At 68.1% G+C, this 25,787-nt stretch carries 25 protein-coding genes; 9 read left to right on the plus strand and 16 right to left on the minus strand.

Annotated features, from left to right (window positions below):
• Nucleotides 1-4: 4 nt before the first annotated feature.
• From Q7X29_RS15085 to Q7X29_RS15100, 4 genes are all read left to right on the plus strand, one after another.
• A complete protein-coding gene (locus Q7X29_RS15085) occupies nt 5-1,246 on the plus strand; it encodes an MFS transporter (protein ID WP_316574460.1) in 1,242 nt (413 codons plus the stop codon).
• A 37-nt stretch (nt 1,247-1,283) separates the two neighbouring features.
• Entirely contained in the window at nt 1,284-2,354 is a 1,071-nt protein-coding gene (locus Q7X29_RS15090) for a metallophosphoesterase (protein ID WP_218719030.1), read from the plus strand.
• Nucleotides 2,355-2,613: 259 nt separating this feature from the next.
• Nucleotides 2,614-3,054, plus strand: coding sequence for an SRPBCC family protein (locus Q7X29_RS15095; RefSeq protein ID WP_218719031.1), 441 nt, complete (start codon nt 2,614-2,616; stop codon nt 3,052-3,054).
• A gap of 6 nt (nt 3,055-3,060) precedes the next feature.
• Entirely contained in the window at nt 3,061-3,831 is a 771-nt protein-coding gene (locus tag Q7X29_RS15100) for an ArsR/SmtB family transcription factor (protein ID WP_316574461.1), read from the plus strand.
• A gap of 58 nt (nt 3,832-3,889) precedes the next feature.
• On the opposite strand, the gene Q7X29_RS15105 is transcribed toward Q7X29_RS15100, so the two are convergent.
• From Q7X29_RS15105 to Q7X29_RS15135, 7 genes are all read right to left on the minus strand, one after another.
• A complete protein-coding gene (locus tag Q7X29_RS15105) occupies nt 3,890-5,113 on the minus strand; it encodes a globin domain-containing protein (protein WP_218719033.1) in 1,224 nt (407 codons plus the stop codon).
• Nucleotide 5,114: 1 nt separating this feature from the next.
• The gene (locus Q7X29_RS15110) at nt 5,115-5,585 is read right to left on the minus strand and encodes an RrF2 family transcriptional regulator (protein ID WP_218719034.1); all 471 of its coding nucleotides are present in this window, start codon (nt 5,583-5,585) and stop codon (nt 5,115-5,117) included.
• 135 nt (nt 5,586-5,720) lie between these two features.
• Nucleotides 5,721-5,873: a hypothetical protein gene (locus Q7X29_RS15115; RefSeq protein WP_218719035.1), complete on the minus strand. Its 153-nt coding sequence runs from the start codon at nt 5,871-5,873 to the stop codon at nt 5,721-5,723.
• Between the two features lie 127 nt (nt 5,874-6,000).
• Nucleotides 6,001-7,746: a GAF domain-containing sensor histidine kinase gene (locus Q7X29_RS15120; RefSeq protein ID WP_308248521.1), complete on the minus strand. Its 1,746-nt coding sequence runs from the start codon at nt 7,744-7,746 to the stop codon at nt 6,001-6,003.
• A 63-nt stretch (nt 7,747-7,809) separates the two neighbouring features.
• Complete coding sequence (locus Q7X29_RS15125; RefSeq protein ID WP_218719037.1) at nt 7,810-8,442, minus strand: response regulator; 633 nt, start codon at nt 8,440-8,442, stop codon at nt 7,810-7,812.
• Nucleotides 8,391-9,353 carry a universal stress protein gene (locus tag Q7X29_RS15130; RefSeq protein ID WP_218719038.1) on the minus strand — a complete coding sequence of 321 codons (963 nt, stop codon included), beginning with the start codon at nt 9,351-9,353 and terminating at the stop codon, nt 8,391-8,393. Before Q7X29_RS15130 ends, Q7X29_RS15125 begins: the two co-directional genes overlap by 52 nt.
• Nucleotides 9,354-9,459: 106 nt before the next feature.
• The gene (locus Q7X29_RS15135) at nt 9,460-9,912 is read right to left on the minus strand and encodes a hypothetical protein (protein WP_316574462.1); all 453 of its coding nucleotides are present in this window, start codon (nt 9,910-9,912) and stop codon (nt 9,460-9,462) included.
• 132 nt (nt 9,913-10,044) lie between these two features.
• Here Q7X29_RS15135 and Q7X29_RS15140 point away from each other — a divergent pair, with 132 nt between their 5' ends.
• Nucleotides 10,045-10,170 (plus strand): hypothetical protein, encoded by a 126-nt coding sequence (locus tag Q7X29_RS15140; protein WP_255587935.1) that lies wholly within the window; start codon nt 10,045-10,047, stop codon nt 10,168-10,170.
• 348 nt (nt 10,171-10,518) lie between these two features.
• On the opposite strand, the gene Q7X29_RS15145 is transcribed toward Q7X29_RS15140, so the two are convergent.
• The 5 genes from Q7X29_RS15145 to Q7X29_RS15165 all read right to left on the minus strand — a co-directional run bounded on the left by Q7X29_RS15145 (nt 10,519) and on the right by Q7X29_RS15165 (nt 14,607).
• Complete coding sequence (locus Q7X29_RS15145) at nt 10,519-11,292, minus strand: sulfite exporter TauE/SafE family protein (protein WP_218719040.1); 774 nt, start codon at nt 11,290-11,292, stop codon at nt 10,519-10,521.
• A gap of 52 nt (nt 11,293-11,344) precedes the next feature.
• Nucleotides 11,345-11,758, minus strand: a complete 414-nt coding sequence (locus tag Q7X29_RS15150; RefSeq protein ID WP_218719041.1) for a DUF302 domain-containing protein — start codon at nt 11,756-11,758, stop codon at nt 11,345-11,347.
• 40 nt (nt 11,759-11,798) lie between these two features.
• On the minus strand, nt 11,799-12,053 hold the full coding sequence (locus Q7X29_RS15155) for a YgaP family membrane protein (protein ID WP_308248522.1): 255 nt from the start codon (nt 12,051-12,053) through the stop codon (nt 11,799-11,801).
• 11 nt (nt 12,054-12,064) lie between these two features.
• Nucleotides 12,065-12,334, minus strand: a complete 270-nt coding sequence (locus tag Q7X29_RS15160; protein ID WP_067487809.1) for a metal-sensitive transcriptional regulator — start codon at nt 12,332-12,334, stop codon at nt 12,065-12,067.
• Nucleotides 12,335-12,420: 86 nt separating this feature from the next.
• Complete coding sequence (locus tag Q7X29_RS15165; RefSeq protein ID WP_218719043.1) at nt 12,421-14,607, minus strand: MMPL family transporter; 2,187 nt, start codon at nt 14,605-14,607, stop codon at nt 12,421-12,423.
• 449 nt (nt 14,608-15,056) lie between these two features.
• Here Q7X29_RS15165 and Q7X29_RS15170 point away from each other — a divergent pair, with 449 nt between their 5' ends.
• Together Q7X29_RS15170 and Q7X29_RS15175 are read left to right on the plus strand one after the other, a co-directional pair.
• Nucleotides 15,057-16,442: an MBL fold metallo-hydrolase gene (locus Q7X29_RS15170; protein ID WP_218719044.1), complete on the plus strand. Its 1,386-nt coding sequence runs from the start codon at nt 15,057-15,059 to the stop codon at nt 16,440-16,442.
• 516 nt (nt 16,443-16,958) lie between these two features.
• Nucleotides 16,959-19,061 carry a sigma 54 modulation/S30EA ribosomal C-terminal domain-containing protein gene (locus tag Q7X29_RS15175; RefSeq protein WP_316574463.1) on the plus strand — a complete coding sequence of 701 codons (2,103 nt, stop codon included), beginning with the start codon at nt 16,959-16,961 and terminating at the stop codon, nt 19,059-19,061.
• Here Q7X29_RS15175 and Q7X29_RS15180 read toward each other — a convergent pair.
• Both Q7X29_RS15180 and Q7X29_RS15185 read right to left on the minus strand, forming a co-directional pair.
• Nucleotides 19,006-20,631 carry a flavin-containing monooxygenase gene (locus Q7X29_RS15180; protein WP_316574464.1) on the minus strand — a complete coding sequence of 542 codons (1,626 nt, stop codon included), beginning with the start codon at nt 20,629-20,631 and terminating at the stop codon, nt 19,006-19,008. The two genes, Q7X29_RS15175 and Q7X29_RS15180, sit on opposite strands and share 56 nt — an antisense overlap.
• 97 nt (nt 20,632-20,728) lie before the next feature.
• A complete protein-coding gene (locus Q7X29_RS15185; RefSeq protein WP_316574465.1) occupies nt 20,729-21,691 on the minus strand; it encodes an AurF N-oxygenase family protein in 963 nt (320 codons plus the stop codon).
• Between the two features lie 306 nt (nt 21,692-21,997).
• Here Q7X29_RS15185 and Q7X29_RS15190 point away from each other — a divergent pair, with 306 nt between their 5' ends.
• On the plus strand, nt 21,998-22,903 hold the full coding sequence (locus Q7X29_RS15190) for a nitroreductase family protein (RefSeq protein ID WP_218719051.1): 906 nt from the start codon (nt 21,998-22,000) through the stop codon (nt 22,901-22,903).
• Between the two features lie 123 nt (nt 22,904-23,026).
• Here the strand turns inward: Q7X29_RS15190 and Q7X29_RS15195 are convergent, their stop codons facing one another.
• Complete coding sequence (locus Q7X29_RS15195; RefSeq protein WP_316574466.1) at nt 23,027-23,926, minus strand: universal stress protein; 900 nt, start codon at nt 23,924-23,926, stop codon at nt 23,027-23,029.
• A gap of 97 nt (nt 23,927-24,023) precedes the next feature.
• Entirely contained in the window at nt 24,024-25,004 is a 981-nt protein-coding gene (locus Q7X29_RS15200) for a 1-phosphofructokinase family hexose kinase (RefSeq protein ID WP_316574467.1), read from the minus strand.
• 321 nt (nt 25,005-25,325) lie between these two features.
• Here Q7X29_RS15200 and Q7X29_RS15205 point away from each other — a divergent pair, with 321 nt between their 5' ends.
• Nucleotides 25,326-25,781, plus strand: a complete 456-nt coding sequence (locus Q7X29_RS15205; RefSeq protein WP_308248523.1) for a pyridoxamine 5'-phosphate oxidase family protein — start codon at nt 25,326-25,328, stop codon at nt 25,779-25,781.
• Nucleotides 25,782-25,787 lie beyond the last annotated feature (6 nt).

Below are 25,787 nucleotides of genomic sequence, written 5' to 3' on the forward strand. Positions count from 1 at the left end.
CCACGTGACCTTTCCTGAGACCGACCACAGCGTCGGCGAGAATACCTCTGCCGCAGTCCCTTCCGACCGGCGCCTGTTGTCACTGCTGTTCACCGCCAACACCGCCATGTACGCGCTGTACACCGGTGTCGCCGGGGTGCTGCTGCCCTTGCAGATCGAACGAATCGATCCCGCCGACAAGGTCGCCAACCTCGGGCTGGTCGCAGGCGTGGCAGCGATCTTCGCGACGGTGTTCAATCCGGTCGCGGGTGCACTGTCGGATCGCTCCGGCCGCCGCAATCCCTGGATCCTGGGGGCCGGGCTCGCGGCGATCGCGGCGATGGCCCTGCTGGGCAGTGTGAACACGGTGCTTCTGGTCGCCATCGCCTGGTGCCTCGGGCAGGCGGTCATGAACGTCTATCAGGCCGCGCTGACTTCGGTGGTGCCCGACCGGGTGCCGGTGGAAAGGCGCGGGATCGCCTCGGCCGCGGTTGGTCTCGGGTTGCCCGTCGGATCGGTCTCGGGCGTGCTGATCGCCTCGGTGTTCGCCGAGCATTTCCGCACCGGATATCTTGTGCTCGGTACGCTGGTCGCGGTGGCGGCGGTGCTGTTCACCTCCGGCGCCCGCGAACAGCGGAGGCAGGTCACAGCGTCCGTGCCATGGCGAGAACAGGTGACTGTCTTCCTGAATGTGCTGCGCGAGCACGACTTTCGATGGGCGTTCATCGGACGAGCGCTGCTGGTGCTGGGCTACTTCGCGGTCGTGGGCTACAAGCTCTACATTCTCCAGGACCACACCCGGCTGCCCGAGGGGCTGGATCCGGCCGATGGTGTGGCCGTCCTCGCGACCATCTCCGCTGTCACCATGGCCTTCTCGACCGTGGTGGGCGGAGTGCTCTCCGATCGGCTGAACCGCCGAAAGCTCTTCGTCGCGCTCTCCGCGGCGCTGGCGGCCGCGGCCCAGATGATCCCGGTGATCAGCCCGACCTGGCCCGGCATGATGGCCTTCGCCGCGGTCAATGGTCTGGCGTTCGGCTGCTTCATGGCTGTCGACACCGCCCTGGTCACCATGGTGCTCCCGAAGGCCGAGGATGCCGCCCGCGATATGGGCGTGCTCAATATCGCCAACGCGGGGCCCCAGATCCTCGGTCCCTTCGTCGCTTCCGCCGTCGTCAGCCTGGGCGGCTATACCGCCCTCTTCGTCGTCGGTGCCGTGCTGTCGGTACTCGGCGCGCTGGCCGTGGCGCCGATTCGTTCAGTGCGCTGAAGTCGCACCCGATCCCGGACAGGAAACACCCACCTCCATGACGCATTCAACCCGGTCCGGCATCAGCCGCCGCGACGTTCTGTCCGGCGCCGTCGCAGGGATCACCCTTGCCGGCCTGACACCCGCGGCGGCCGTCGCCGCCGAAGTGCCGAAGTTCGCGCCGCGAGCTGTCGATACCGCGCGTCTTCTGATCACCGGCGACGCAGGCACCGGTACCCGCACCCAATGGGCGGTCGCGGACGCGGCGCGGCAGTTTCACGCCCGCGAGCCGTTCACCATGGCAGTCGGCCTCGGCGACAACATCTACGAATCCGGCCCGCACGCCCCCGACGACGTCCAATTCACCACGAAATTCGAGGATCCCAATGCGGGCCTGGACTTTCCGTGGGCCATGGTGCTCGGCAACCACGACACCTCCGGGGTGTTCCCCGGCGACGGCGGCTGGCTGACCCGCGGCAACCACGAAGTCGAGTATCACGCCAAATCCGCACGCTGGTGGATGCCGAGCCGCTACTACTCGGTGTGCGTGCCCGAACAGAACCCCGTGCTGGAGTTGTTCATCCTCGATGTCAACCCGCTCGCGGCCTACCTGCCACCATTGCTGGAACCGTACTGGTCGGTGGACGGTCCCTACATGAACGAGCAGCGCGCCTGGCTCGACCGCGCGCTGGCCGAGTCGACCGCGCGGTGGAAGATCGCCTGCACCCACCAGCCGTATCTCAGCAACGGACCACACGGGGACGCGGGCCGCTACGAAGGGCTGGCGATCGAACCGATCAACGGTGTGCACGTCAAACGGTTCCTCGAAGACCATGTGCTGGGCAAGGTCTCCTTCCTGCTCTCCGGTCACGACCACACCCTCCAGGTCCTCGAACCGACCGCCGCGACCAAAGGCACCCGACAGATCATCTCGGGCGCGGCGAGCAAGACCGCGACCGGGCTCTCCGCCACCCACTCGGAGTCGGCGCACCCGGCCCTCTTCGAAACCCAGCACGAGCTGGGATTCATGGTCATGGACCTGAGTGTCGACGCCGTGAATCTTCGCGTGATCACCGTGGAGCCGACCGCGGGTGTGAGTAGCCAGGTGTTCGACCGCCGCCTGAGCTGACCTCCGAGTGGAAGAGGGTGGGGACACGCGATGCGGACGAGGACCCCGCTGCCGGACGTGGGATGAAGCGTCGGCGCCGACCACACCGATCGAACCGCTGCACAGATGGTTCTCCGAGCCTTCCGTCCAGCCGCTGGCTCAGCGTCCCTGCCCCCATGATCGATACCCGGCAGGCCTGCGATGCCGTTGACATGCATCCGATTGGCTGCCTAAATTGTATGGGCAGCTGATTGGCTGCCTATTGCAGAGGAGGCTCGCCATGGCCGATATCCGGCACCGTGTGGGGGTTTTCGCCCCACAGCAGAAGGTCTACGACACCGTCAGCACGCCAAGCGGAGTGTCGAAGTGGTGGATGTCCGCCAGCGGCGACCCCGAGCACGCGCTCGAGTTCGGCGACGGCGACGAGCCGATCCTCGCTGTGCGGGTGGTCGAGCTCGTCCCAGGGCGGCGCGTGAAGTGGGAATGTATGGATGGGCCGGGCGAGTGGGTCGGCACTACGATCACCTTCGACATCTATCCCGGACCGGTGGCGGAGGAGACGGTCGTGAAGTTCACCCATGCGAACTGGCGTGAGCCGGTGGAGTTCATGCACCACTGTTCCACTCGCTGGGGGCAGTTCCTGTTCAGTCTGAAGAACGGGCTGGAGAACGGCGGCTGGCAGCCCGTCGCGGCGATGCCCCCCGCCAGCAGCTGGAACTGACCGACGGTGGACGACGTCTTCCGGGCGCTGGCCGATCCGACCCGCCGCCGGCTCTTGGACGACCTCAACGCTCACAACGGGCAGACGCTGCGTGAACTGTGCGCCGGCCTGGACATGGCCCGGCAGTCGGTGAGCAAGCACCTCGCGATCCTGGAGCGGGCGAACCTGGTCACCCCCGTCCGGCGGGGCCGCGAGAAGGTTCACTACCTCAACCTGGCGCCGATCAACGAGATCGCGCAACGCTGGATCAATCAGTACGACCGGGCCCGCGTCGAGGCCCTCTCGGATCTGAAACATGCCTTGGAACGGACCCACATGGACGCGACCGGCACCCACGAATTCGTCTACACCACCTACATCCGCACCACCCCGGAACTGCTCTGGCAGGCCCTCACCGAACCGGCCTTCACCCGCAGGTACTGGGCCGGCTATACCTTCGAGTCGGACTGGCGGCCCGGCTCGACCATCGTCGTGACGGCTGGCGACGGCACCGTCGCCGACGACCCCGAACAGGTTGTCCTGGAAGCCGATCCGTACCGCCGCCTTGTCTACACCTGGCATCGCACCACGACCTGCCACGGCGGGACATCCGAACCGCGCTCCAGGGTGGCCTTCGACCTCGAGGACGCGGGCGGCCTCGTGAAACTCACCGTGGTCCACGACGGATTCCTGCCGGGCAGCGCGGTGCTGGAGAGCATCGGCCAGGGCTGGCCGCGTGTCCTTGCCGACCTCAAGACCCTGCTGGAAACAGGCGAGCTGACCGAAACGGTTCGCTGAGGCGCCTGGCGTCGGTGTCGCGCCACCTCGGTGTCCCCACCTCGTCGATGTGCGACATCTACGCGGGGGCCGGCGCCCAGCGATCCGGTCCGAAGACCTCGTAGTGGATGTTCTCAGCCGCCACGCCCTTGTCCAGGAGCGCCTCGCGCACGCTGAGCATGAAGGGCAGCGGTCCGCACAGGTAGGCGCGGGTGCCGTCGGCGATGGCGATCTCGCCGAGGTCGGCGCGGCCCTCCCGGAGCCCGTCTTCGGGTCGGCGGGCGCCGAGATCTTCATACCAGCGGTGCATGACCGCGAGGGGCAGCCGGTCGACGAGTTCGGCCAGCTCGGCGCGGTGGGCGTGGCTGCTGGGCGCGCGGTCGGCGTGGACCACCGAGACGGGGCGGGGGTCGGCGGTGTCGGCGAGGTGACCGAGCATGCCCATCATCGGGGTGCAGCCGATGCCCGCGGAGATCAGCAGCAGCGGCGCGTCGTCGTCCGCGAGTACCAGATCTCCGAAGGGGGTGGTCACGTCGAGGATGTCACCCTCGAAGACGTTGCGGTACAGGAAGTTCGAGACCTCGCCGGCGGGGGCGATCGACCCGTCGGGCAGCGTGTGCGGGTCGACACGCTTGACGGTGATGCGCCAGTCTCCGGCGGAGGGCGCCGAGGACAGGCTGTACTGACGGATCTGGCGGGCGCCGTCTTCGAGACGGACACCCACCGACAGGTATTGGCCCGGTGCGAAGGACGGCAGCGGCGCGCCGTCGAGCGAGGTGAGCACGAAGGAGACGGCGTCGGTCGACTCCTGGCGGCGCTCGCGCACCCGCGTCTGCCGCCAGACGTGACCGTCGGCGACGCCCGCTGCCCGGTACAGTCCGGCTTCCATCGCGATGAGCGTGTCGGCCATCAGCCAGTACAGCTCGTCCCAGGCCGTCGCGACCTCGGCGGTGACGGCGTCACCGAGTACCTCGGCGATGGCATCGAAGAGATGCTTGTGCACGATTCGGTACTGCTCGGGCCGGATTCCCAAGGAGGCGTGCTTGTTCGCGATCCGCGAGAGGATGAGGTCCACCCGGTCCTGATCCGGTTCGAGTTGCAGCGCGGCGAAGGCGGCGATGGCGCCGGCGAGCGCCTTCTGCTGGTCGCCCTGCCGCTGGTTGCCGCGGTTGAACAGGTCGCGTTCGAGTTCGGGGTGCGCGGCGAACATCCTGCGGTAGAACAGGGCGGTGATATCGCCGATGGCGGCGCCGACTGCGGGCAGGGTGGCGCGGATGATCTCTTTCGCGGGGGCCGAGAGCATGTCATTCTCCGTTCGTTGTGGCGGTGTCTAAGTGGGTGTCGCCCACGCGGGGGAGGGCGAGAAGAACTGTGCGGGTGGGGGTTCGGGTGAGGTCCTCGATCGTGAGGGCGTCGAGGGAGGCGAAGAAGGACTCTTGTGCGGTGCGCAGGGCCGACCGCAGGAGACAGTTCGCCCGCAGCGGGCACGGGGTGGCTCCGTCGCATTCGACGACTTCGCTCTCGCCTTCGAGCCGCCGCACCAGCCAGCCGACCGAAGCGGTGCGGCCGAGCTCGGTGATGGCGAGACCGCCGCGCCGTCCGCGCCGGGCGTCCACGATTCCGAGTTCGGCCAACCGGGTGATCACTTTCGCCACGTGGGCGTAGGACACCGCCAGTTCGTCGGCGACCTCGCGGCTGCCCGGCCGATCGTCCGAGGTCACCGCGAGCCGCATGACGACGCGAAGTCCGAGGTCGGTGAAGCGGGTGAGCTGCATGGCCCGAACCTACAATAATTCGTATTCGAGATACCAATTTTGTGAGCCGGGTAACCGGAAGACGTACGGAGGGTTCGGCGTGGGCTCGGCCTGCCCCACCACGGCTTGCTGAGGCTAGGTGGGCCGAGCCGGGAATCAGGGTCCGGCGGACCACCCGGACGAGGCGGTCGCGCGCTCCGTCGGCCGCGACCTGGACAGGTCGCGCGGTGGCATCCCGCTCAGGTTCGGGAAGATGCGGGTCGGCACCGTGGTTGGGGTGCGCGAATCGTCGATGGTCGGTGTGGTCATGGTTTTTCTCCCGGTACCGGCGGCGCACACGCGTCTTGGTGATGCATGAAGCGTCCGCCTCGCGGCGCACCCGGGGTAGAGACCTCCGGCCTCGGAATGAGGACCAACCGGCCCTTGGGCCGGGTGATCAGGGAAGCGGAACTGTCCAGCGCAGGACGGTTCCACCTTCGGGGCGGTTGTCGAGGTGAAAGGACCCGCCCGCCCGCTCGGCCCGGACGGCGAGATTTGCCAATCCACTGCGGCGCGAGATGTCGTCGGGAACGCCGACACCGTCGTCGGCGACTTCGATCGATACCTCGTCGCCAACGCGGAGTTCGACCGCGACCAGACTGGCCTGGGCGTGGCGGACCACGTTGCTCACCGCTTCGCGCAGGACCGCTTCGACATCGTCGGACAGCGGCGGGGCCAACACGGTGACGGGCCCGGCGAGCCGGACGGTGGTACGCAGCCCGGTGTCGGCGGTGGTGTCGACGATGATGCCGTGCAGATGCTTGCGGTACTTCGAGGAATCGGCGGTGTTGTTGCTCTGCAGGTCGAAGATCGAGTGTCGGATGTCCTGGACGATGGATTGCACATCGTCGATGGTCTCCATCAGCCGCGACTTGACCTCCGGAGTCCGCGCTCGCTGCATCGTGCCCTGCAGGGACAGTCCGACGGCGAACAGCCGCTGGATGACGTGATCGTGCAGGCCTCGTGCGATCCGGTCGCGGTCGGACACCACGTCGAGTTCGCGCATACGTCGCTGGGTATCGGACAGCTGGAGGACCAGGGCGGCTTGATCGGCGAAGGCGGCGAGCATGGCCGTGGTGGTCTCGTCCAGGGCCGGGGAGTCGGCGGGGCGGATGGTCGTGAGGACGCCGATCACCGAGGAACCCACCCGCAACGGGACCACCACGGCGGGCCCGAAGCGGGTCCTGGCCGGGGAGAACAAGTTGTAGGGGAGTTTGTCGGAGACGACAATCTCATCGGAGCGGTACGCGGCACCGGACTGGGAATCGTCGACGGCGAGACGCTGGTCGATGATCGCTTCGGCGTCGACCCCCGCCGCGGCGATCACCACCAATTCGGACACTTCCTCGGGTGGCACGTCGGGATCCTCGGGCAGCGCGACGAATGTGCACGCGGATTGTGTGAGGGTGAGGGCCCGCTGGGTGACCAGGTCGAGGACTTCCTTCGGCTCGCCGCCGGCGAGTAGTTCGGTCGTGACGTCCCTGGTCGCTTCGAGCCATTGCTGGCGGACGCGGGATTCCTCGTACAGGCGGGCATTGGCGATGGCGATGCCCGCCGCGGCGGCCAGTGCCTGCACGACCACCTCGTCGTCGTCGGTGAATTCCTGACCGCCGGCCTTCTCGGTGAGGTAGAGATTCCCGAAGATCTCGTCCCGGACCTTGACGGGCACACCGAGGAATGTGTTCATCGGCGGGTGGTGTGGGGGAAAGCCGACGGAGGAAGGATGATCGGACAACCTGGTCAACCGGATCGGCGTCGGCTCCTGGATGAGGAGTCCCAGCACACCGTGACCGCGGGGCAGGTCACCGATGAGGACTCTGGTCCGGTCGTCGATACCTTCGTAGACGAACTCCGCGAGTTGGTTGCTGGTCTTGTCGGTCTCGCGGACACCGAGGGCGCCGTACTGGGCGTCGACCAGTTCGATGGCGGTGTGCACGATCGAGCGCAGCGTGTCGTCGAGATCGAGTCCCGCCGTGACGACGAGCATCGCCTCGATCAGCCGGTCCATGTTGTCGCGCACGTCGATGATCTGCGCGATACGGTCCTGGACCTGGCCGAGCAACTCCCGCAGCCGCAATTGCGACAGCGTCTCGGTGACCCCTACCTGCGGGCCGTTCGTAGAGTCCAGACCGTATTCGCTCACGGGCGACATTGTTTCACGGCGAGCCGTTGTCGCGTGTGCCCGGCGCAGGGCGACATATCGTCCCTACTCGTCGAGTTTCGATGCCATGACAGCTGCTTGAGTGCGGCGTTCGACCCCGAGCTTGGTCAGCAGTCGGGAGACGTAGTTCTTGACGGTCTTCTCCGCCAGGTACATGCGCGCGGCGATCTGCCGATTGGTCAAGCCCTCGCCGAGCAGGGCGAGCAGGGTGCGTTCCTGCTCGGTGAGGGTGGCCAAGGGGCCTGTCTTCCCCGCCGCCTCGGTGCGCAGCTTGGTCATGAGAGCGGCCGCGGCGCGATTGTCCAGCAGGGACTTGCCAGCACTGACGTCCCGGATGGCGGTGATCAGCTCGAGGCTCTTGATGTCTTTGATGACATAGCCGCTGGCGCCGGCGAGAATGGCGTTGAGCATGGCTTGTTCATCGGTGAACGAGGTGAGGATCAGGCACCGCAGCGCGGGGTTCGCCGAGAGCAGTTCACGGCAGAGCTCGATGCCGTTGCCGTCCGGGAGCAGGACATCGAGCACGGCGACGTCCGGACACAGCGCGGGGATGCGAGCCAGCGCCTGCGAGCAGGTGCCGGCCTCGCCGATGACCTCGAGGTCGGGCTCCAGGTCGATGAGATCGGCTACGCCGTGTCGAACGATTTCGTGATCGTCGACCAAAAAGACCTTGACCATGGGTGCGGACCTTTCGTTTCCTGTGACAGTTGCAGCCTACGGTGCGGTCGCGCGCCGTGCGATCGATGGTGATCGCCCGATCGTGGGCGCGCAACGATAACGGGTACCGGCGCATTGTCGAGTACCGTACGGCTCACCGATCCGAGGGTGAACCCGGCGATCCCGCCGCGGCCCCGGCTGCCGACGACGATCAACTGCGCGTCTTCGGCCGCGTCGAGGAGCCGCTGGGCGGGATCGCCCTCGGCGAGGATCCGCCGCACCCTGACGTGCGGAAACTCCTGGGCGTATCCGGCGAGACACGCCGACAACGTGGCTTGCGCCTGCTGAGCCTCGTCCAGCGCTGCCGGGTCGTCGCCGGTTCGGGTCCACGCCAGCAAGGCGACCACGTCGACGCCGCGCGCCGTGGCCTGTGCGAACGCGACCTCCACCGCGTGCGCACTGGCCGCGGACCCATCGATGCCGACCAGGATGGAACGGGAGCGCTCGGGAGCCGGGGCGGCGGGAACGACGACCACCGGACACATCGAGCGCCGGACGAGCGCGGCGCTGGCCGAGCCGAGAACCGCCCGGTCGAAGGCATCCATTCCGCGAGTCCCGAGCACGAGCAGCCGCGCCGAGCGCGACCTCTTGCTGAGTGCCCGCACGGGGGCAGGCCACGCGAGCTCGGTCGAGATTTCGATGGTGTTCGCTCCGGCGACTCGCCGTGCCTCGCGCTCGGCGGCGGCCAGCGCGGCGATGCCCTCGTCCAGGTATGACTGGTGGTGCAGGCCCACTTCGCCCAGCCGAGAGCCCAGGTCCCATCCTGTCCCGATGGCGTGCACCAGGTGTAGCGGCACGTGCTGCAGACTCGCTTCCTCGGCAGCCCATCGAACTGCTGCCAGGGCGAGCTGGGAGTTGTCGACGCCGGCCATGACCGGCCTGTCCCGCCGCGATGTCTTCACCGGGACACCTCGGTATCGGCGGCACCGTCTGGATGAGCCAGGGCACCCCAGTTCGAGCAGCGACGCCTGTGGCCCGTCATGCCGGCGACGATCCGTACGGGAGGGGCCGGGAGAAACCGGCGCGCGCGCTCGGCCGACGCAGCCGGTAGGCGAGCAGGCACACGGCGACGCCGAGCAGCCCGAATACTGGCTGCAGCCAGTTGAACCGGCCGATGATGAACGGCTGCAGCGTGACCCAGCCGACCAGCAGAAGGCCGCTGTACGACCCGACGATCGCCGTCCTGGGGTCGGCGCGCACCCCGAGGGCCGCGGTAGCCGCCATCGGCACTCCGACGATCGTGGCCAGGAGCAGTCCGGCGAGGATCTGACTGCTGAACGGGAGGCGGGCGGTGATCTCGTCGCCGAGGTCGACGCCACCGCCGACGAGACCGAGGGCGCCCACGAAGGCCCACAGCGCCACGAATCCGGCAGTGCCGACGAGGCCCGCGCGTAGCGCGCGTCGAGTCTTGCGTTGTTCGAAGGTGGACATGATTGTGCCTCCTGGTGAGCTACTTACTCCCACCGAGCACGTCGGAGAGAGGTCGACGGGGTGTGGGTGGTGGTCGCCGGTCGTCAGGTGCCGGACCGATGCGCAGGGCGACCTGGGGACCGGGGATGGCCGATGAGGCTGCTGAGCAGTCGTCGACCCGCGACGAGTTCGGTGATCTGGGTCAGCGCGCAGGTCGGCAACCCGGAAGCGGCGCACTCGATCGAAATAGCCGGACCTGTCGGGGTCGCGGCGCAGTGACAGTCGCGAACTGTCGAAGTCCCATCGCCACGGCTGGGTGTTGTGGATCGACGGGACGCGGCACGCCAGCTGAATCCCTGCCCGGATAGTCCACCGGCTGGGGACCGCGGGGGCTGGTCCATAGGTCATAGCGGCCAGTGTGCTCGGGACGGGCCCTTCTCCGGGACGGCCATTACGCCTGTCTGGTGAGGACCAAATGCCCTCGGTCACGTCGGCCGGAGCGACCCAGCGAGCGCGCCTCTGCCGAACCCGCCCGGCGATCGGGCGGGTCGGACGAACGGCGGGCCAACCTCGCCGCACGCGACATCGCGAACCGCTGACGGCCCGACGACCGGTTCGGTGCGGCCGCTAACGGAGGAAGAGCACTTCGATGATGACGAAGGCCGCCACGGTGAAGATCAGGAAGGCGAACCACCGCTGGAGCCGTGCGACGTCGACCCGCTGTCCATACCGGCCCGCGACGAGCGATCCGCCGATGGCGGTCGCGGTGAACGCCGCGGCGACGCGCCAGTCGAGGCTGAGATCACCGAGGTAGGCGAGCAGCCCGGAGGCCGAATTGGCGGTGACGATCACCAGGGATGTGCCGATCGCGACCGACATCTCGATGCCGAGCAGGAGGACGAGGGCAGGGACGATGAGGAAGCCGCCGCCGACCCCGAACAGTCCGGTCAGAAAGCCGACGCCGAGTCCGACGGGCACGGCACGGGAGGCGCAGCGGCGCCAATTGATGGTCGATCCGTCGACCCGGCACGCGGTACCGATGCTGTCGTCACTCGCGAGCATCCGGGTTCCAGCGGCGATCATGACCACGGCGAATCCGGCGAGGGTCAGCGAAGGGGGAAGGTAGCGGTTCACGGCGCTTCCCGCGAACGCGGCAGGAAGTCCGGTCACGGCGAACACGCCCGCGACTCGCCACTGCACGAGACCCGACCGGATCTTGGGGATGGCGCCGACCAGTGCGGAAACGCCGACGACGAGCAGCGACATCGGCACCGCCTGGCCGAGCGGAATCCCCAGTCCGTAGACGAGCCCTGGCACGGCGAGAATCGACCCGCCGCCGCCGAGGAGGCCGAGCAGGATGCCGATGACAGCACCCAGCAGCACGGAGACGAGGATCGTCAACGATGTCTCCTTCTGGACGCGGGTGTCGTGATGTCCTCGTCGGACGCTCGCGCTACTGCGCTCGATCGCCGGTGGTCAGTGCGTCGATCGCGGCCTGCAGGCGGCGGCCCGCCTCGTCGGCGATCGGCGCGAGGGCGGGTTGGTCGGTGACCTGGACGAGCAGCTGCGGATTCATCGCCTCGACCACAACGGTGCCCGGCACGGCCGCGTCCTCCCGGACGACCACATTGCAGGGCAGCAGCAGTCCGATCTGCCGGTTCGCCTCCACTGCGCGGTGCGCGAGTGGCGGGTTACAGGCGCCGAGGATCAGATAGCGCTCCATGTCCGCGTCGAGTTTGGCCTTCAAGGTGGCCTGCATGTCGATCTCGGTGAGTACACCGAACCCTTGTTCCTGCAACGCCGCTCGGGTGCGGGTGACCGCTTCGGCGAACGATGTCGTCAACGTGGTGGACAGCGCGAGGTTCATCGATGGTCTCCGTTCTGGTTGGTCCGGGTTCTGCACTGGGCTAGTGGCCGGTAGGTCGGACTCGGCAGCCGGCGCGTTCGAGTCCGACCTTCTCCATGATCAGACTGGCGGGGCACCAGCCGACGGCGGCGTAGAAGACGAGATTGACGCCGACGAAGGTCGTGAGCAGCAGCCACCAGGGCGTGAAGACGAGGGCCGAGGCCACACTCACCAGCACGATCGCTCCGGCCATGAGTGGCACAACTCGTTCGACAGTCCAGCCCTGATGTCGGGGTAGGTTTCCCACCGGGTTCACCTTCCTTGTCGTCAGGCGAGGGCGAGGAAGAGCTTTTCCAGCTCTGCTTCACTCATGGGTTCCTTGCCGTCCGCGGCGTCACCGGCCAGGCATTCGCGTAGTCCGCTGGCCACGATCTTGAACCCCGCCTTGTCCAATGCGCGGGAGACAGCCGCGAGCTGAGTGACCACGTCTTTGCAGTCGCGCCCGTTCTCGATCATCGAGATCACCCCGGCGAGCTGCCCGTGCGCGCGGCGCAGGCGGTTGAGTACCAGCGCGATACTCTCGTCATTTCCGACCATGGCGAATCCTTTCTGGGACGGACCTCAAGTATACCCTAGGGGGTATGTGTGGTGGGGTAACCCGCACCACACATACCCCGTTCGCGTCAGCCGTGCGAGAAGCTGACCTTCGGTAAGGCGCGCCGCAGCCAGGCCGGTGACCACCAGGCGGCGTGGCCGGTCAAGCGCAGCAGCACCGGCAGCAGGATCAGGCGGATGAACACCGCGTCCAGCAGCACGGCGACGCCGAGGATGATTCCCATCTCCTTGGGCGGCAGCGGCTCCGCGAGCGCGAAGGTGAAGAACACCGCGACCATCACCGCGGCGGCGGCCGCGATGATGCGGCCCGAATGAGCCAGACCCATGACATGCGCGACGTGCGGATCACCGGATTCCTCATAGTGCTCCTTGGCGGTCGCGAGCAGGAATACCGTGTAGTCCATCGCGATGGCGAAGATCATCGCGAAGAAGAACACCGGCCCCCAGCCGTCCAGAAAGCCTTGCGGGGTGAACCCGAGCAGGCTCGCGCCGTGGCCGTCCTGGAAGATCAGCTTGGCCACGCCGAACGCCGCCGCGGTCGAGAGCAGGCTCACCACGGTCCCGAGGATGGCGATGAGCGGAGCCTGGAGCGCGACCAGCAGCAGTGCGAAGCCGAGCACGAGGATGACGCCGATGATCACCGGCAGGTAGTCGTCGAGGGCTTGCTGGAGGTCGAGGTTCTCCGCCGGGGCGCCGCCGACCAGCGCCTGCGACGGCAGATCGGCGCGCAAGCGATCGAGGATCGCGCCCATCTCCGCATCCGACGGGTCGACGGCCGGGATCGCCTGGAGCATCACATGATCGGAGCCGTCCGCGCTCGGCATCGGCGGTGTGACCATGGCGATGCCCTCGGTCGTCCTGGCGGTGGCGGCGGTAGCCTCGGCATCGGCCGCGGGGGCGATGATCTGGTACATACCGGGCGCGCCCTCGCCCATCTGAGCCTGAATCAGTTCGTATCCCTGGCGCACCGAAGCGTCGGCGGGCACGACCTGTATCGAGGGCATGGCCACCTTCAGGCCGAGTACCGGCAGCGCCAACGCCGTCAGCACCAGGAGGGAGCCGATGGCGAAGGGCCAGGGGTGCCTGTGCAGCAGATTTCCCCAGGACTCGAACCGGGGTGACCGGTGCTGCTGGCGGGTGGCGTACGGCAGCGATCCAGCGTTGATCTTCGGGCCGAGTGCGCCCAGTGCCGCCGGGAGCAGGGTCAGCGTCGCGGCGAGCACGAATGCGACGGCGAGCATGATGCCCACGGCCATGGTCCGCACCGCGGGTGCGGGGACGAGCAACACGGCGGACAGGCTCACCAGCACGGTCAAGCCGGACAGGACGACCGCCTTGCCTGCGGTGTCCATCGTCTCGGCGACGGCGGCAGGGGTATCTGTGGCCTTTCGCAGCGCATCGCGGAACCTCGCGACGATGAAGAGGGCGTAGTCGATGCCGAGCGCCAGGGCGAACATCATGGCGAAATTCATCGCCCACACCGAGATCGGGGTGGCCGAGTTGAGCAGCACCAGGCCGCCGGCGGAGGCCACCAGGCCTGCGAGGGTCAGCAGCAGTGGCAGGCCCGCGGCGACCAGTGAGCCGAACGCGAGCACCATGATCGCCAGTGTCACCGGCCAGGAGAGCATCTCCGCCTTGATCATGGCGTCGTGGTTGGCCTTGTTGAACTCGCTCCACAGTGCGGAAGCGCCGGTGGGGTAGACCTCGATGTCCGCCGTCGACAGCGCGGTCAGCTTGTGCCCGAGGTCGTCGACCGCCTTGACCATCTCGTCCGTGCTCGCGGCGGAGCCGGCGATCAAGACGCCGGTATGACCGTCCGGGCTGATCGTCATCCCGGGCTGGGGGGCGATGACGTCGCCGAAGCGGTCGTCGCCCTGGAGCAGGGCGATCGCCTCGGCGAGGACCTGCTGCATCGACGGATCCGAAACCGGCACGGAATCCGAGTGCACGACCACCTGCACCGCGGCGGAGGAATTCCCGCCGAAGTGCTGCTGTGCCAGCTCGCGGACGCGCACCGACTCCGAGCCGTTGGCCTGCCAGCCGGCGCCCGCCAGGGAGTTGAACACGCCCGGCGCCGCGGCGCCGAGGGCGACCAGCGCGATCAACCACACACCGAAGACCCACTTCGTGTGCGTGGCCATCCGCGCACCCCAGCGGGCCAGCGCCCCGCCGGGGATCCCCGGCGGGGCGGACCCGTGCTCGGGTTTCGATGTCGTCGGCGACAGTTCACCGGCGGATGTGGTGTTGCTGCTCAATGCGAGGCTCCTTATACGGGAGGGGGTATATTTTCGGGCGGGATCCGCCCCTGGGGGAGTGGGGAATCGACAGTGAGGGCGGCAGGGCGAGCGGTGCCGCCGGTTGTCACTCGACCCGGTGGCTCATCGCGCGCCCGGCTCGGGTGGTCAGCGGCCCAGGATGCGGCCGAAGATTCCGCGGTTACCGGCGCGGTCGGCGTGTGTCTCGCAGGTGCACCGGCGCGATGCGGGCACCGAATTCATCACGCTGGCGACATGCGATCCGCAGCCGCCCCATGTGGTCTTCTTGCAGGTCGAACAGGTGACCGGGTAGCACATGAGCTCCTCCTCGGAGATGTAGAGATCTGACACCAAGATACCCCGGGGGGTACTTGCATACCCTAGGGGGTATGTGGCAATCTGTCCACAGCGGCAGCGAGAACGTGTCGTCGCGGAATGGAGGAAGCGTGATGATTCTCGAGCAGTACTACCTCGAATGCCTGTCCCATGCCTCGTACCTGATCGGCGACGAGAGCTCCGGACGGGCCGTCGTCGTCGACCCGCGGCGCGACGTCACCGAGTATCTCGACGACGCGCGGCGATTCGGGCTGACGATCGAAGGCGTGATCAACACGCATTTCCACGCGGACTTCGTCTCCGGGCACCTCGAGCTGCTCGACGCGACCGGTGCGTGGATCGGATTCGGTGCCGCGGCCGAGACCGCCTACCCGATTCGCCGGCTCGCGCACGGCGAACGCGTCTCGCTGGGCGAGGTCGAGTTGGAGGTGTTGTCCACTCCCGGGCACACCTGGGAATCGATCAGCCTGCTGGTACGTGAAAACCCGACGGCCCGGCCGACGGCGGTGCTGACCGGTGACTCGCTCTTCATCGGGGACGTGGGCCGACCCGACCTGGTCAACCTCGGTGACGGCTCCACCGCCGACCTCGCCAGGGCGATGTACCGCACCATCCACGAAACACTGCTGACGCTGCCGGATTCGGTGATCGTCATGCCCGCACACGGCGCGGGTTCCTCGTGCGGAAAGAACCTCTCCGCGGAGCTGACCTCGACGATCGGGGAGCAGCGTAGAACCAATCCGTCGGTGCAGCCGATGAGTGAGGAATCCTTCGTCGCTTTGATCACCCACGGTCAGCCGGCCGTCCCGGAGTACTTCCATGTCGACGCCGCCCTCAACAAGGGCAACCGTGCCGTGCTGGATCCGAGCCGCGCCGTTCCGTCCTTCACCGCGCGACAGGTTCGCGACGAATTGGCTTCCGGCACGATCGTTCTCGATGCCCGCACCCCCGAGGACTTCGCTGCCGGGCACCTGCGCGGATCGGTGAACGTCGGTTTCGACGGCCGCTTCGCCGAAACCGGCGGCATGGTGGCCGAGATCGGCGACCGGATCGTGCTGATCGCCTATCCCGGCGAAGAACAGAACGCGGCGCTGCGACTGGCGCGCATCGGGTCCGACGAGGCGGTCGGGTACTTCACAGTCGACCACGGTGGAGTCTTCCCGGCTGAACTGACGGATCTCGTGCAAGCCGCACCGAGGACAACCGTCGAGCAGCTGCGACAGCTACTCGACGCCGACCGGGTCGCCCTCGTCGATGTCCGCAACCCCGGCGAGCGGGAGTTCGGCTACATTCCCGAAGCGACCTCGATCCCGTTGGCGCAGTTGCGGTCCAGGATCGGGGAGCTGCCCACGGGTGTGCCGATCGTGGTGCACTGCGCGGGTGGCTGGCGCTCGAGCGTTGCCGCGTCGCTGCTCCGCTCGCTGGGCGTCGAACAGGTCAGCGACCTGGTCGGCGGCTACAACGCGTGGATCGACCACCGGGCAGCGGCGACGGCCTGACATCGGCATCGCCGTCGGCCGATGGTTCGGACCGGCGGCGGGAGAACGCCGAGGTGGCGAGCGGCCTCGAGAAACACCGCGGGTTCCGTCATGCCCATTCGGACGGCCGCTTCGGACCTCCTCCGGCCGAGCTCATCACCTCGTTCCACCATCCCTGGAGCGGACTCGGTTCCGGCCAGCGCACCGTCGTCGCTGATTCGGCGCCGTCGTCGAGCGGCAGGGGAGCGGGGTCTTCGCCACGGGCGAGCGACATGGGTACCTCCTGGTGGGACTCGGCCGGTGTCACAGTCTGGAATGTCGGGGGGAGCGGCGAGAAGTGCCGGAAGTCCGTGTCTGCCGGGCCGCACGGCTCTTCATGTACTCGAGGCGCGCCTGACACCGCTCGGCCGGACCGGCGCGATGATGTCGCACCGATGGTGTCGGAGCCGGTGCCAGGTCCGAATCGACGACGAGCCACCAGGCGGAGAAGAACGCGAGTCGCCACGCGGAGCGAGCGAGGACCGGCAGCGGCACTGCTTGCTGTCGGTCGGGGGAGTGACGAAAGACCTCCGAATCTGTGCCCAATGCGCTGAGTCGGCCGGTATTGGGGCCCTGCCCGCGCGCGCCCGGGTCGGCGAGTCTGATCAGGTGAGACAGAAGGAGAACGCCATGCTGCAGAGCACGGAATCGCCGGAGGCGACTGTGCGGATCTCGTTGGGGCGGCACGTGTCCGCCGCGGCGACGGAGTACGCGCGCGAGAAGATCGGCTGCGCATTGCGGTCAGCGTCGGAACCGGTGCTGTCGGTGCGGGTTCGGCTCGTGGGTCACGCGGACCCGGCGGTCGTGGAGCCGATCATGGCGCAAGCGAATGTGAACATGGCCGGAGTCGCGGTGCGCGCGCAGGTGACGGCCGCGACCACCCGCGAAGCCATCGATGCGCTGGCGGATCGGTTGCGTGTTCGGCTGGAGCGCTTGTCGCGGCGCTGGGAAGCGCAGCGCGGTGGTGATCGCCTGCCCGCGGACACGACGGGCTGGCATCACGGGGCCGCCCCTCGGCAACGCCTGCCCTACTTTCCGCGCCCCATCGAGGAGCGTGAGATTCTGCGCCGCAAGTCGTTCGCCCTCGCGGCGGAGACCTGTGACGAGGCGGCGTTCGATATGGCGTTGCTGGACTACGACTTCCACCTGTTCACCGAATCCGGAAGCGGCCTCGACAGCGTCCTGTACCGGTCGGGTCCCACGGGGCTTCGCCTGGCGCAGCTCGACCCACGGCCTGACCTGGTGATCGGGGGCAGAGAGGCCGTCTCGATCAGTTCCGCGCGCCCACCCGAGCTCGGTGTCGACGCCGCCGTCGACCGGTTGGAGGTGACGGGATGGCCGTTCGTGTTCTTCCGTGACCCGGAGCGGGGTCGCGGCCGAGTGCTGTATCACCGCTACGACGGGCACTACGGCCTCCTCACAGATGCGCGTCGTCGACGTGGTGGTGGTGGGATTTCCGGCGCTGTTTCCGATCGGCCTGGTGCTTCTCGCGCCGGACGGCACCGGCGACCGGGCACAGTCGTCGACACCGTTTCGCCGCCGATCTGCTCAGTGGGCGGCGGCGGAACCGGCCGTACGGAGGCACTGAGGATGCCGATCGAACCGGACCCGATCGTCGCACGACTGCTCCGCTCCGGGGAGCCGTCCATCCGCTGGCGGACGCTCGTCGGTGTGGTCGGATTGCCGTCTCGGGATCCCGCGGTCCTCGCGGCGGTGGCTGCGGTACCCGGCAGCGAGCGCGTGGGGCGTCTGCTCTCCGAACGGCTCGCCGACGGCACCCTGCCCTTCCACCCTTACAGCGCCAAATGGCGGGGGGCGCATTGGGTGCTGGTCGCCTTGGCCGAGCTCGGGTACCCGTCGGGTGACGACGCCTTGGTGCCGCTGCGCGAGCAAGCCTTGGACTGGGTGTTGTCGTCGGAATACGAGCGGCGTCATATGGGCCGGGTTCGGGGACAGAAGCTGCCGACGTTGCACGCGTCGATCGAGGGCAACCTGATCTGGGCGCTGCTGCGGTTGGGGCTGGCCGACGAGCGGGTCGATCGCCTGGCCGCCCGTCTGCTCCGTGCTCAATGGCCCGACGGCGGCTGGAACTGCGATCGGCGAGCGACCGGTCGCGTGTCGTCCTTCGGGGAGAGCCTCGTCCCGCTGCGGGCACTGAATGCCTATGCCCGCACCACTCGAGATTGTGAGGCTCGTGAGGCGGTCCTGCGCGCCTCCGAGCTGTTCCTCGGCCGTCGACTGTTCCGCCGCCGCACCGACGGCTCGATCATCGATCGGTCCTTTCTCGCGCTGCACTTCCCGTGCTATTGGCACTACGACATCCTGTTCGCGTTGACAGTACTGGCCGAGGCCGAGTTGATCGACGACCCACGCTGCGCCGAGGCTCTGGACGCGGTCGAGGCGAAGCGCTTGCCCGACGGCGGTTTTCCCGCGGAGGCCAAGTTCTATCGCGTCAGCTCCGCGCACCCCGGCGGTGGGTCGTCCCTGGTCAGCTGGGGACCTACCAGTCACCGGTTGCCGAACGAATGGGTGAGCTGCGCAGCGCTCACCGCGCTGACTGCGGCCGGGCGTCGCGGCGGGGAGCGCGGTCGGTCCTCGTGAGCTCACGGTTATCCACAGTGTCCGTGACCATGATCTCGGGAACCGCCGATGGAGTCCGATGCGTGGTAACGGCCGAATCCACGTTCTGTCGGCTGAATTTCAAGGCCGGGTCGTCGACCGGGCCGTTGCGCAGGCGTGCGAGGTCGGAGGCGTAGGTCATCGTCACGGTCCACGGGCCGGAGGTGCCCTGTTTGGGGAGCGCGTCCGCCGCCCGGCGCACGTAGCCGGCATGGAAGTCGAGCATCGGCCGATGCTCGACCGACCTGTCGGCGACCGGTTCCACGGTGTCGTAGCCGCGCTCGTCGAGCAGTCGCAGCAAGCGACACAGGTGTTCGCACACCAGATCCAGCTTCAGCGTCCACGACGAATTGGTGTAGCCGATCGCGTAGGCGAAGTTCGGTACGCCGCTGAGCATCATTCCCTTGAACGCCATGGTCCGGCCGACGTCGATGGGCGCACCGTCCTTGCTCAGCTGGATGCCGCCGAAGGGAAGCAAGCGCAGACCGGTCGCGGTGACGACGATGTCGGCGTCGATCCGCCTGCCGGAGGTCAACGCGATGCCGTGCTCGAGGAAACGGTCGATGTGGTCGGTGACCACTTCGGCTCTCCCCTCACGGATGGCCCTGAACAGGTCGCCGTCCCGGACCGCGCACAGCCGTTCGTCCCAGGGGTCGTAGCGGGGGTTGAAGTGGACGTCGACCTCGTACCCGCGCGGCAACAGCGCCTTGTTCACCGCGCGGATCATCCGGCGGGTCACTGTCGGATGCCGTGTGCTCAACTCCCAGAGGAATCGCTGGCGGGCGATGTTGAGCCGCCGGGCGACGCGGTACGCCGTAGTCCCGGGCAGCACCGTCCGCAGCGCGACCGCCAGATAGTCGGTACCGGGCAGCGGCAGGACATAGCTCGGTGATCGTTGCAGCATGATGACCCGGGCCGCGGTCGCGGCCATCGCAGGCACCAGGGTGACCGCGGTCGCGCCGCTGCCGATCACCACCACCCGGCGATCTCGGTAGTCCAGGTCCTCGGGCCAGAACTGCGGGTGGACGATCTGCCCCGCGAAGTTCTCCTGACCGTCGAAATGGGGCGCGTGCGCCTGCTCGTAGGAGTAGTAGCCCGCCGCGCTGAACAGGAATCGGCAGGTCATTGTGACGATGCGGTCGTTCGCCACCTGCACGCGCACCGTCCAACGGGCCTGTTCGGTCGAGAAGTCCGCGCTGAGCACCTTGTGCCCGAACCGGATGTTCGGCGCCAGTTCGTCGTCGTCGACGGCCTCGGCCAGGTAGTCGAGGATGTCCGCGCCGTCCGCGATCGCCGAATCGTGGGCCCACGGCTTGAATGCGTAGGCGTAGGTCTGCAGGTCGGAATCCGATCGGATGCCGGGGTAGCGGAACAGGTCCCAGGTGCCACCGATCCTGTCCCGCGCGTCCAGCAGCAGGAAGGACCTGCCCGGCAGCTGCGTCTTCAAGTAATGGCCCATGGCGATGCCGGAGAGTCCGGCGCCGACCACGAGCACGTCGAGATCCACCGCCGAATCGTGCTGGGGACGTGAAAGTTCCGGCTCACTGGACATGATGTGTGACTCCTGTCGAGGTTGATGTGTGGTGATGGCGCACGGCCCGATCGCGCCCACGCGGTGCGAAGCAACGGCTGGGTGACCGGGTCGCACCTCAGGCGGCCGAACGGCGCGCGGGTTCGCTGCGGTACCGCGATGCCGGACCGTCGATGCCGAGCAACCGCCACACCTGCCGGGCGAGGGGGTTCATCAGCCCGGCGTCCATCGCCAGGGCGCGGACATCGGCGAAGACGTCCCGCAATTGCCGGGTGGAATCCGCGTTGTCCCAGAACGCCTCGCGGATCACGCTTTTCGGGATGCCGAGCTCATCGGTCATCTCCTTCGGCGGGATCACGATGACGTCACACAACACCCGCATGATGAGGGGAAAGGCCAGCGACAGCAGCAGCCGGCGGACGGGCCGGTAGGTGGTGACGGTCTCGCGCAGGTAGCGATGCGCGAACGAGATATGGCGCGCTTCCTCGGCGACGTGAATCTGCATGATCCGCTCGATCAGTGGATGCAGCTCGACATCGGACCTCAGGTACGCCTTCTGGATGTGGTCGATCGGTTCCTCGCCGGCCAGCACTCCGGCCCAGAACAGCGCCGGGGTGAACTGCCCGGCAAGCGAGATGAACGGCCCCGCTCGACGGAACAGTCGACGCGCCCCGGGAACATCGGCCCCCGAGCGGTTGACGAACTCCTGGAACATCTGCGTGTGATGGCACTCCTCGGTCGCCTCATGCGTGATGTAGCGAAACTCCGGTCTGCCGTTGGGGAGGGTGATCGCGAACGCCATGATCCCGCCGATCAGGATCTCCTCGAACGTGCGTCCGACCTTGCAGACATTGGCCTGGCGCCAGATGCCGATCGCGATCTGCCGTTCGACGGGAAGGGCCCGGTACCAGGGGTGCCTGCCGAGGGGATCCACGTCGGGCAGCACCCAGCGTGGGTCGTTCCAGCGGATCTCGTAGTCGGGGTTGTCCCAGGCGATGTCGGTGAAGGCGTCGAAGTGCACGGTGACCGATGCTTCGGACAGGGTCTTCATGGTTTCGTCGAAGGTCTGCTCGCTGGTCATTTCACTCCCAGGGCTCGGCGGCCGACGGCCGCAAATAGGTGTAACTGAGAGTTGCATGTTTCTCTGGTCGTGCCAACGCGCCGAAAGGCAACACCATCAAGGGCTTCGGTCCTACGTGCGAGGGGTCCTTCGGCCCTGGGTGGTGTTCGCTGCGGGAGCGGAACCCCAGGTGTCCGGCGCGGTCCTGGCGTGATTCTCGGCGGTCCGGGTATCGGCCCGAAGTCATCTCAGACGATGCCTTCGTGCTCTAACCTCGCTCGGAGCGCGGTGGCACGGTGGGAGAGGCAGACGAAAGGACGACGCCCCATGGACCCCGCAATGCCCGACCGCCGCACCGTCACAGCGGCACTGACGCTCGCTGGGCGTGCGCCGTCCCGGCGCAACACCCAGCCGTGGCGGTGGCGGGTGACCGATCGCGCTGTCCACCTGTACCTGGATCCGCGATATTCGCCGTTCGCGACAGACCGGGAATCGCGCGACGCGATGCTGGGCTGTGGCATCGCGCTGCACCATCTGAGCGTGGCCTTCGCCGCAGCCGGGTGGGCCACGGTCGTCCGCCGGCTGCCGGATGTTGCCCGACCCGGTCTTCTGGCGTCGCTTCGATGGGTACCGCATCGCGCCACGATGCTGGAGAAGTCGCTGCGCGAGGCGATCACGGAGCGGCGCAGCGATCAACGCCCCTACCAGATGCGTCCGATACCAGCCGGGTACCTGAGCTTGTTCCGTGAGCGCGCGGCGGCGTCGGGTGGCGTCGTGCATCTCCTCTCCGACAGGGATCGCGAATGCCTCGCGGGCTCGCCTCGCCCGAAGGTGTTCTCGGCGAGCCGGTCTGCGCTCGCTGGGGAGCCTCCCGGAGGTGCGCCGCGATGGTCGCCGATCGAGGCCGGTTCCGCGGAGAGCACGGACGTTGCGGTCGTCGACTACGCCGAGCTCTTCGTGGCCGGCACACCGACCGACGATGCGCTGTCGAGGCTGCGTGCCGGTGAGGCGGTCAGCGCTGTGCTGCTGACCGCCACCAATATCGGGCTGGCCACGTGCTTGCTCACAGAGCCGCTCGAGTCGCGACGGGACTTCCTCCGGACCGAGGCGCTGGGCGGCACGGCGTTTCCCCAAGCTCTCCTGCGCGTGGGATGGGCGCCGGATATCGGTGCGGCGCCGACCATGACTCCTCGTCGTCCGATCGAGGACCTGATGCTTCCCGAGTGCGGCTGACACCGACGTCGGCGTGGTCGGCCCTCACTCGAAGCGCGGAGGAACGACGACGACCGAGGTCATCGGCAGATTGTCGGGATCGAGCAGAATATGGGCGGCGGCCTCTGCTCACGGGCGCAGGACTCAGCCGATCATCTGGTCGGCCGCGCGACGGAGGCGGAGGCGTTCGATGGCGGTCGGATGCGCCTGCTGCTCGGGAACCATCAGGACCGCGCAACGAGTGTGCTGGAGGGCAAGGTACGAGGTTCCGCTCAGCTGTGGCCAGAACGGTCTGCGGTGCCGGGCGGTGACCACCAATTGCGCTGTGGCACCGAATTTCTCGATGGCGGTGCGGGTATGGCCGAAGTAGGTGACCAGCCGAGCCCGGACAGTGGGGAAGTGGCGTCCGTGAGAGGCCAGCAGTGCCTCGATATCCTGCTCGGCGCGAGGCGTCGAGGTACGCGCGGCCGGTCGGGTGACGGTCACGACCATCATCTCGCTGCGGCGCTCAGCGGCGGCACGCATCGCGGCCGACAGCGCCAGGGACGCGCCGCTGTCCGTGGGTGTGGTGACGACCAGCACCGGCCCCACCGCCGCGGCCCCGCTGGCTGGGGGCCGGATCACCGCGACGGGGCAGTGCGCCGACGCCGCCAGCGTGGTCGCCACGGACCCGAGCATCGACCGCGTGGTTCGGCTCGCACTGCCGACGACGACCTCGGAGGCGTTCGCCGACAAGCCGGTCAGCCTGGTCGCCGGATCCCCGCGCAGCGCCCGCGTGCTGATCGCGGGCGCCGGGGTGGGTGCTGTGCGTGCCCACCGGTCGAGCACAGCGCGACGGGCGCTGTCGAGGATTGCCGCGCTCGTCGGTGCGTCGACATGTCGGCCCGCGACGTGGACCAGCCGCAGCGGAACGCGCCGGGCGTCGGCGACGACAGCGGCCCACTGCGCCGCGCGGATGGCGGTGGCTGAATCGTCGACGCCGACGACCACGGGCGCCGCGGAAGTCCGTTGCCGGTCGTGGTCGTCGGTGGTGATCTCACTCATATCTTCAGGGTCGCCGTACCGGCCGGCCTCCGGCAGGGCACCTGTACCTGAACAACGGGGACTTTCGGCACAGTGGGCCCGGAATGGCCGGACACCGTCATTCGGTGACGGAGCCGGTCGCCCGCACTGCGCGGACCCGAGCCGCGAGTGTGTCCACCGTCGCGGATTCGAAGATGTCGGTGCCGGGCAGCATGACGGTGGCCGCCGCGGCGGCCACCCCGAGCTCGCATGCCAGCGGCACGTCGGCGCCCTCAGCCAACTGGTGTGTGATCGCCGCGACCAGGCTGTCTCCCGCGCACGCGTCGCTGCGCGGCGGCGTCGGCAGGTGCGGCGCCGCTATCACGCGGTGGCCGTTGCTGTCGGAGCACACCGCGCCGAGCGCACCGACCGTGGTGATCGCGTGTTCGCAGGCGCCGCGCTCGAGCAGCAGGGCGTTGGCCGCGCACGCGTCGTCGTACCCGCTGATCGGACGGCCGATCAGGGCGGCGGCTTCGACGCGATCCAGCCGAACCAGGAAGACGCGTTCGGCCAGCATCGTCGTCAGCTGGCTGCCGGCGATGTCGGCGATCAGCGCGGCGCCGGCATCGGCGACGGTGCGCGCCACCGTGGCACTGAACTCCGCGCTCAGACCGGGCGTCGCACTGCCGGAGAGCACGAAATAGTCGCAGTGCCGAGCGGTTCGGGTGATCATGTCGAGACAGTGCCGCTCCTCAGCGGCGGACAACGTCGGCCCCTCGGGAACGACGTGGTAGCTGCTCGCCGACTCCCGCTCGGCGATGACGAGGGCCTCGCGGGTGTCCTCGCCGATATCGACGGGTAGGTGCGCGAGCCCTTCGTCGTCGAGCAGCCGGTTCAACCGCGCGCCCACTTCTCTGCCCGCGGTATGCAGGGCCAGGGCCGTACCGCCCAGACGCCGGACACCGCGCGCGACATTGATGCCCCCGCCGCCACCGCGTATCGATCGCAGCCGCGCACGTGACTTGCCCTCGGGTCGCAGGCGCGCGACCTCCAGGGACAGATCCACCGTGGGATTGATGGTGAAGGTCGCGATCGGTACCGGATGCGTGCTGGGGTCCATGACGCCAGCATGGCGTGGCGGGTTGCGTCCCGGCAGAGCCGAACGTCCACGCCGGGTTCGCCATTGGTCGCCTGTGCGCGGTCTCGAACGTCGGGGCGATGACATGCCCCAGGGTGGTCCGCCGGTCGGTGGCCGCCTTCCGCATCACCACGGCATCGTTGCTTCGAAGGGCTGAAAGGCCCATCGTGAAGGGGCCTTCGGCACTAGGCCATCGCTCGGCCTATTTGGTCTCATCAGGACCGGACCGACGAACAGAAGGCGAGGTCGAAACCTGGTGCGGCTGATCGAGATGTGGCGTTCGCCTCTCGCCGGAGTCCCGCGGTGATCGACTCGGGGAACGCGGGTGATGCGCAGCGCCAGGTAGTCGAGCTGGGACGGGCGGAGGCGTTGCGTCTGCTGGCGAGCGTGCCGATGGGCAGGGTGGTCTACACCCGCGACGCGTTGCCGGCGATCCGCCCGGTCAATCACCTCCTCGACGAGGACGGGTTGATCGTCGTGCGGACCCGCCTGCACTCCCCGCTCACCGGGCTCGCCTCCCACAGCTCGCCGGTGGTGGTCACCTACGGCGCCGACGAGATCGATCCGGTGCGCCGCGTCGGATGGTCGGTGTCGGTGACCGGACTGGCCCGCACCGTCTCCGACCCCGGGCGCATCGCGAGCTACGAGCGGCGGCTGCGGCCCTGGGTGGAAGGCATGATGGACGCCGTCATCACGATCGATCCCGACATCGTCACCGGTATCCGCCTGCGGGAAAGGGAAGTACCCGAGCACAGCTGACGCTGT

Source organism: Nocardia canadensis (assembly GCF_032656385.1).
GTDB lineage: Bacteria > Actinomycetota > Actinomycetes > Mycobacteriales > Mycobacteriaceae > Nocardia > Nocardia canadensis.

What these genes read in the sequence shown, in the direction of transcription:
- Q7X29_RS15090 (WP_218719030.1), top strand. Translation starts at nt 1,284, where the DNA reads ATGACGCATTCAACCCGGTCCGGCATCAGCCGCCGCGACGTTCTGTCC.
- Q7X29_RS15095 (WP_218719031.1), top strand. Translation starts at nt 2,614, where the DNA reads ATGGCCGATATCCGGCACCGTGTGGGGGTTTTCGCCCCACAGCAGAAG.
- Q7X29_RS15105 (WP_218719033.1), bottom strand. Translation starts at nt 5,113, where the DNA reads ATGCTCTCGGCCCCCGCGAAAGAGATCATCCGCGCCACCCTGCCCGCA.
- Q7X29_RS15110 (WP_218719034.1), bottom strand. Translation starts at nt 5,585, where the DNA reads ATGCAGCTCACCCGCTTCACCGACCTCGGACTTCGCGTCGTCATGCGG.
- Q7X29_RS15115 (WP_218719035.1), bottom strand. Translation starts at nt 5,873, where the DNA reads ATGACCACACCGACCATCGACGATTCGCGCACCCCAACCACGGTGCCG.
- Q7X29_RS15125 (WP_218719037.1), bottom strand. Translation starts at nt 8,442, where the DNA reads ATGGTCAAGGTCTTTTTGGTCGACGATCACGAAATCGTTCGACACGGC.
- Q7X29_RS15130 (WP_218719038.1), bottom strand. Translation starts at nt 9,353, where the DNA reads ATGGCCGGCGTCGACAACTCCCAGCTCGCCCTGGCAGCAGTTCGATGG.
- Q7X29_RS15135 (WP_316574462.1), bottom strand. Translation starts at nt 9,912, where the DNA reads ATGTCCACCTTCGAACAACGCAAGACTCGACGCGCGCTACGCGCGGGC.
- Q7X29_RS15140 (WP_255587935.1), top strand. Translation starts at nt 10,045, where the DNA reads ATGAGGCTGCTGAGCAGTCGTCGACCCGCGACGAGTTCGGTGATCTGG.
- Q7X29_RS15150 (WP_218719041.1), bottom strand. Translation starts at nt 11,758, where the DNA reads ATGAACCTCGCGCTGTCCACCACGTTGACGACATCGTTCGCCGAAGCG.
- Q7X29_RS15160 (WP_067487809.1), bottom strand. Translation starts at nt 12,334, where the DNA reads ATGGTCGGAAATGACGAGAGTATCGCGCTGGTACTCAACCGCCTGCGC.
- Q7X29_RS15170 (WP_218719044.1), top strand. Translation starts at nt 15,057, where the DNA reads ATGATTCTCGAGCAGTACTACCTCGAATGCCTGTCCCATGCCTCGTAC.
- Q7X29_RS15180 (WP_316574464.1), bottom strand. Translation starts at nt 20,631, where the DNA reads ATGTCCAGTGAGCCGGAACTTTCACGTCCCCAGCACGATTCGGCGGTG.
- Q7X29_RS15185 (WP_316574465.1), bottom strand. Translation starts at nt 21,691, where the DNA reads ATGACCAGCGAGCAGACCTTCGACGAAACCATGAAGACCCTGTCCGAA.
- Q7X29_RS15190 (WP_218719051.1), top strand. Translation starts at nt 21,998, where the DNA reads ATGGACCCCGCAATGCCCGACCGCCGCACCGTCACAGCGGCACTGACG.
- Q7X29_RS15195 (WP_316574466.1), bottom strand. Translation starts at nt 23,926, where the DNA reads ATGAGTGAGATCACCACCGACGACCACGACCGGCAACGGACTTCCGCG.
- Q7X29_RS15200 (WP_316574467.1), bottom strand. Translation starts at nt 25,004, where the DNA reads ATGGACCCCAGCACGCATCCGGTACCGATCGCGACCTTCACCATCAAT.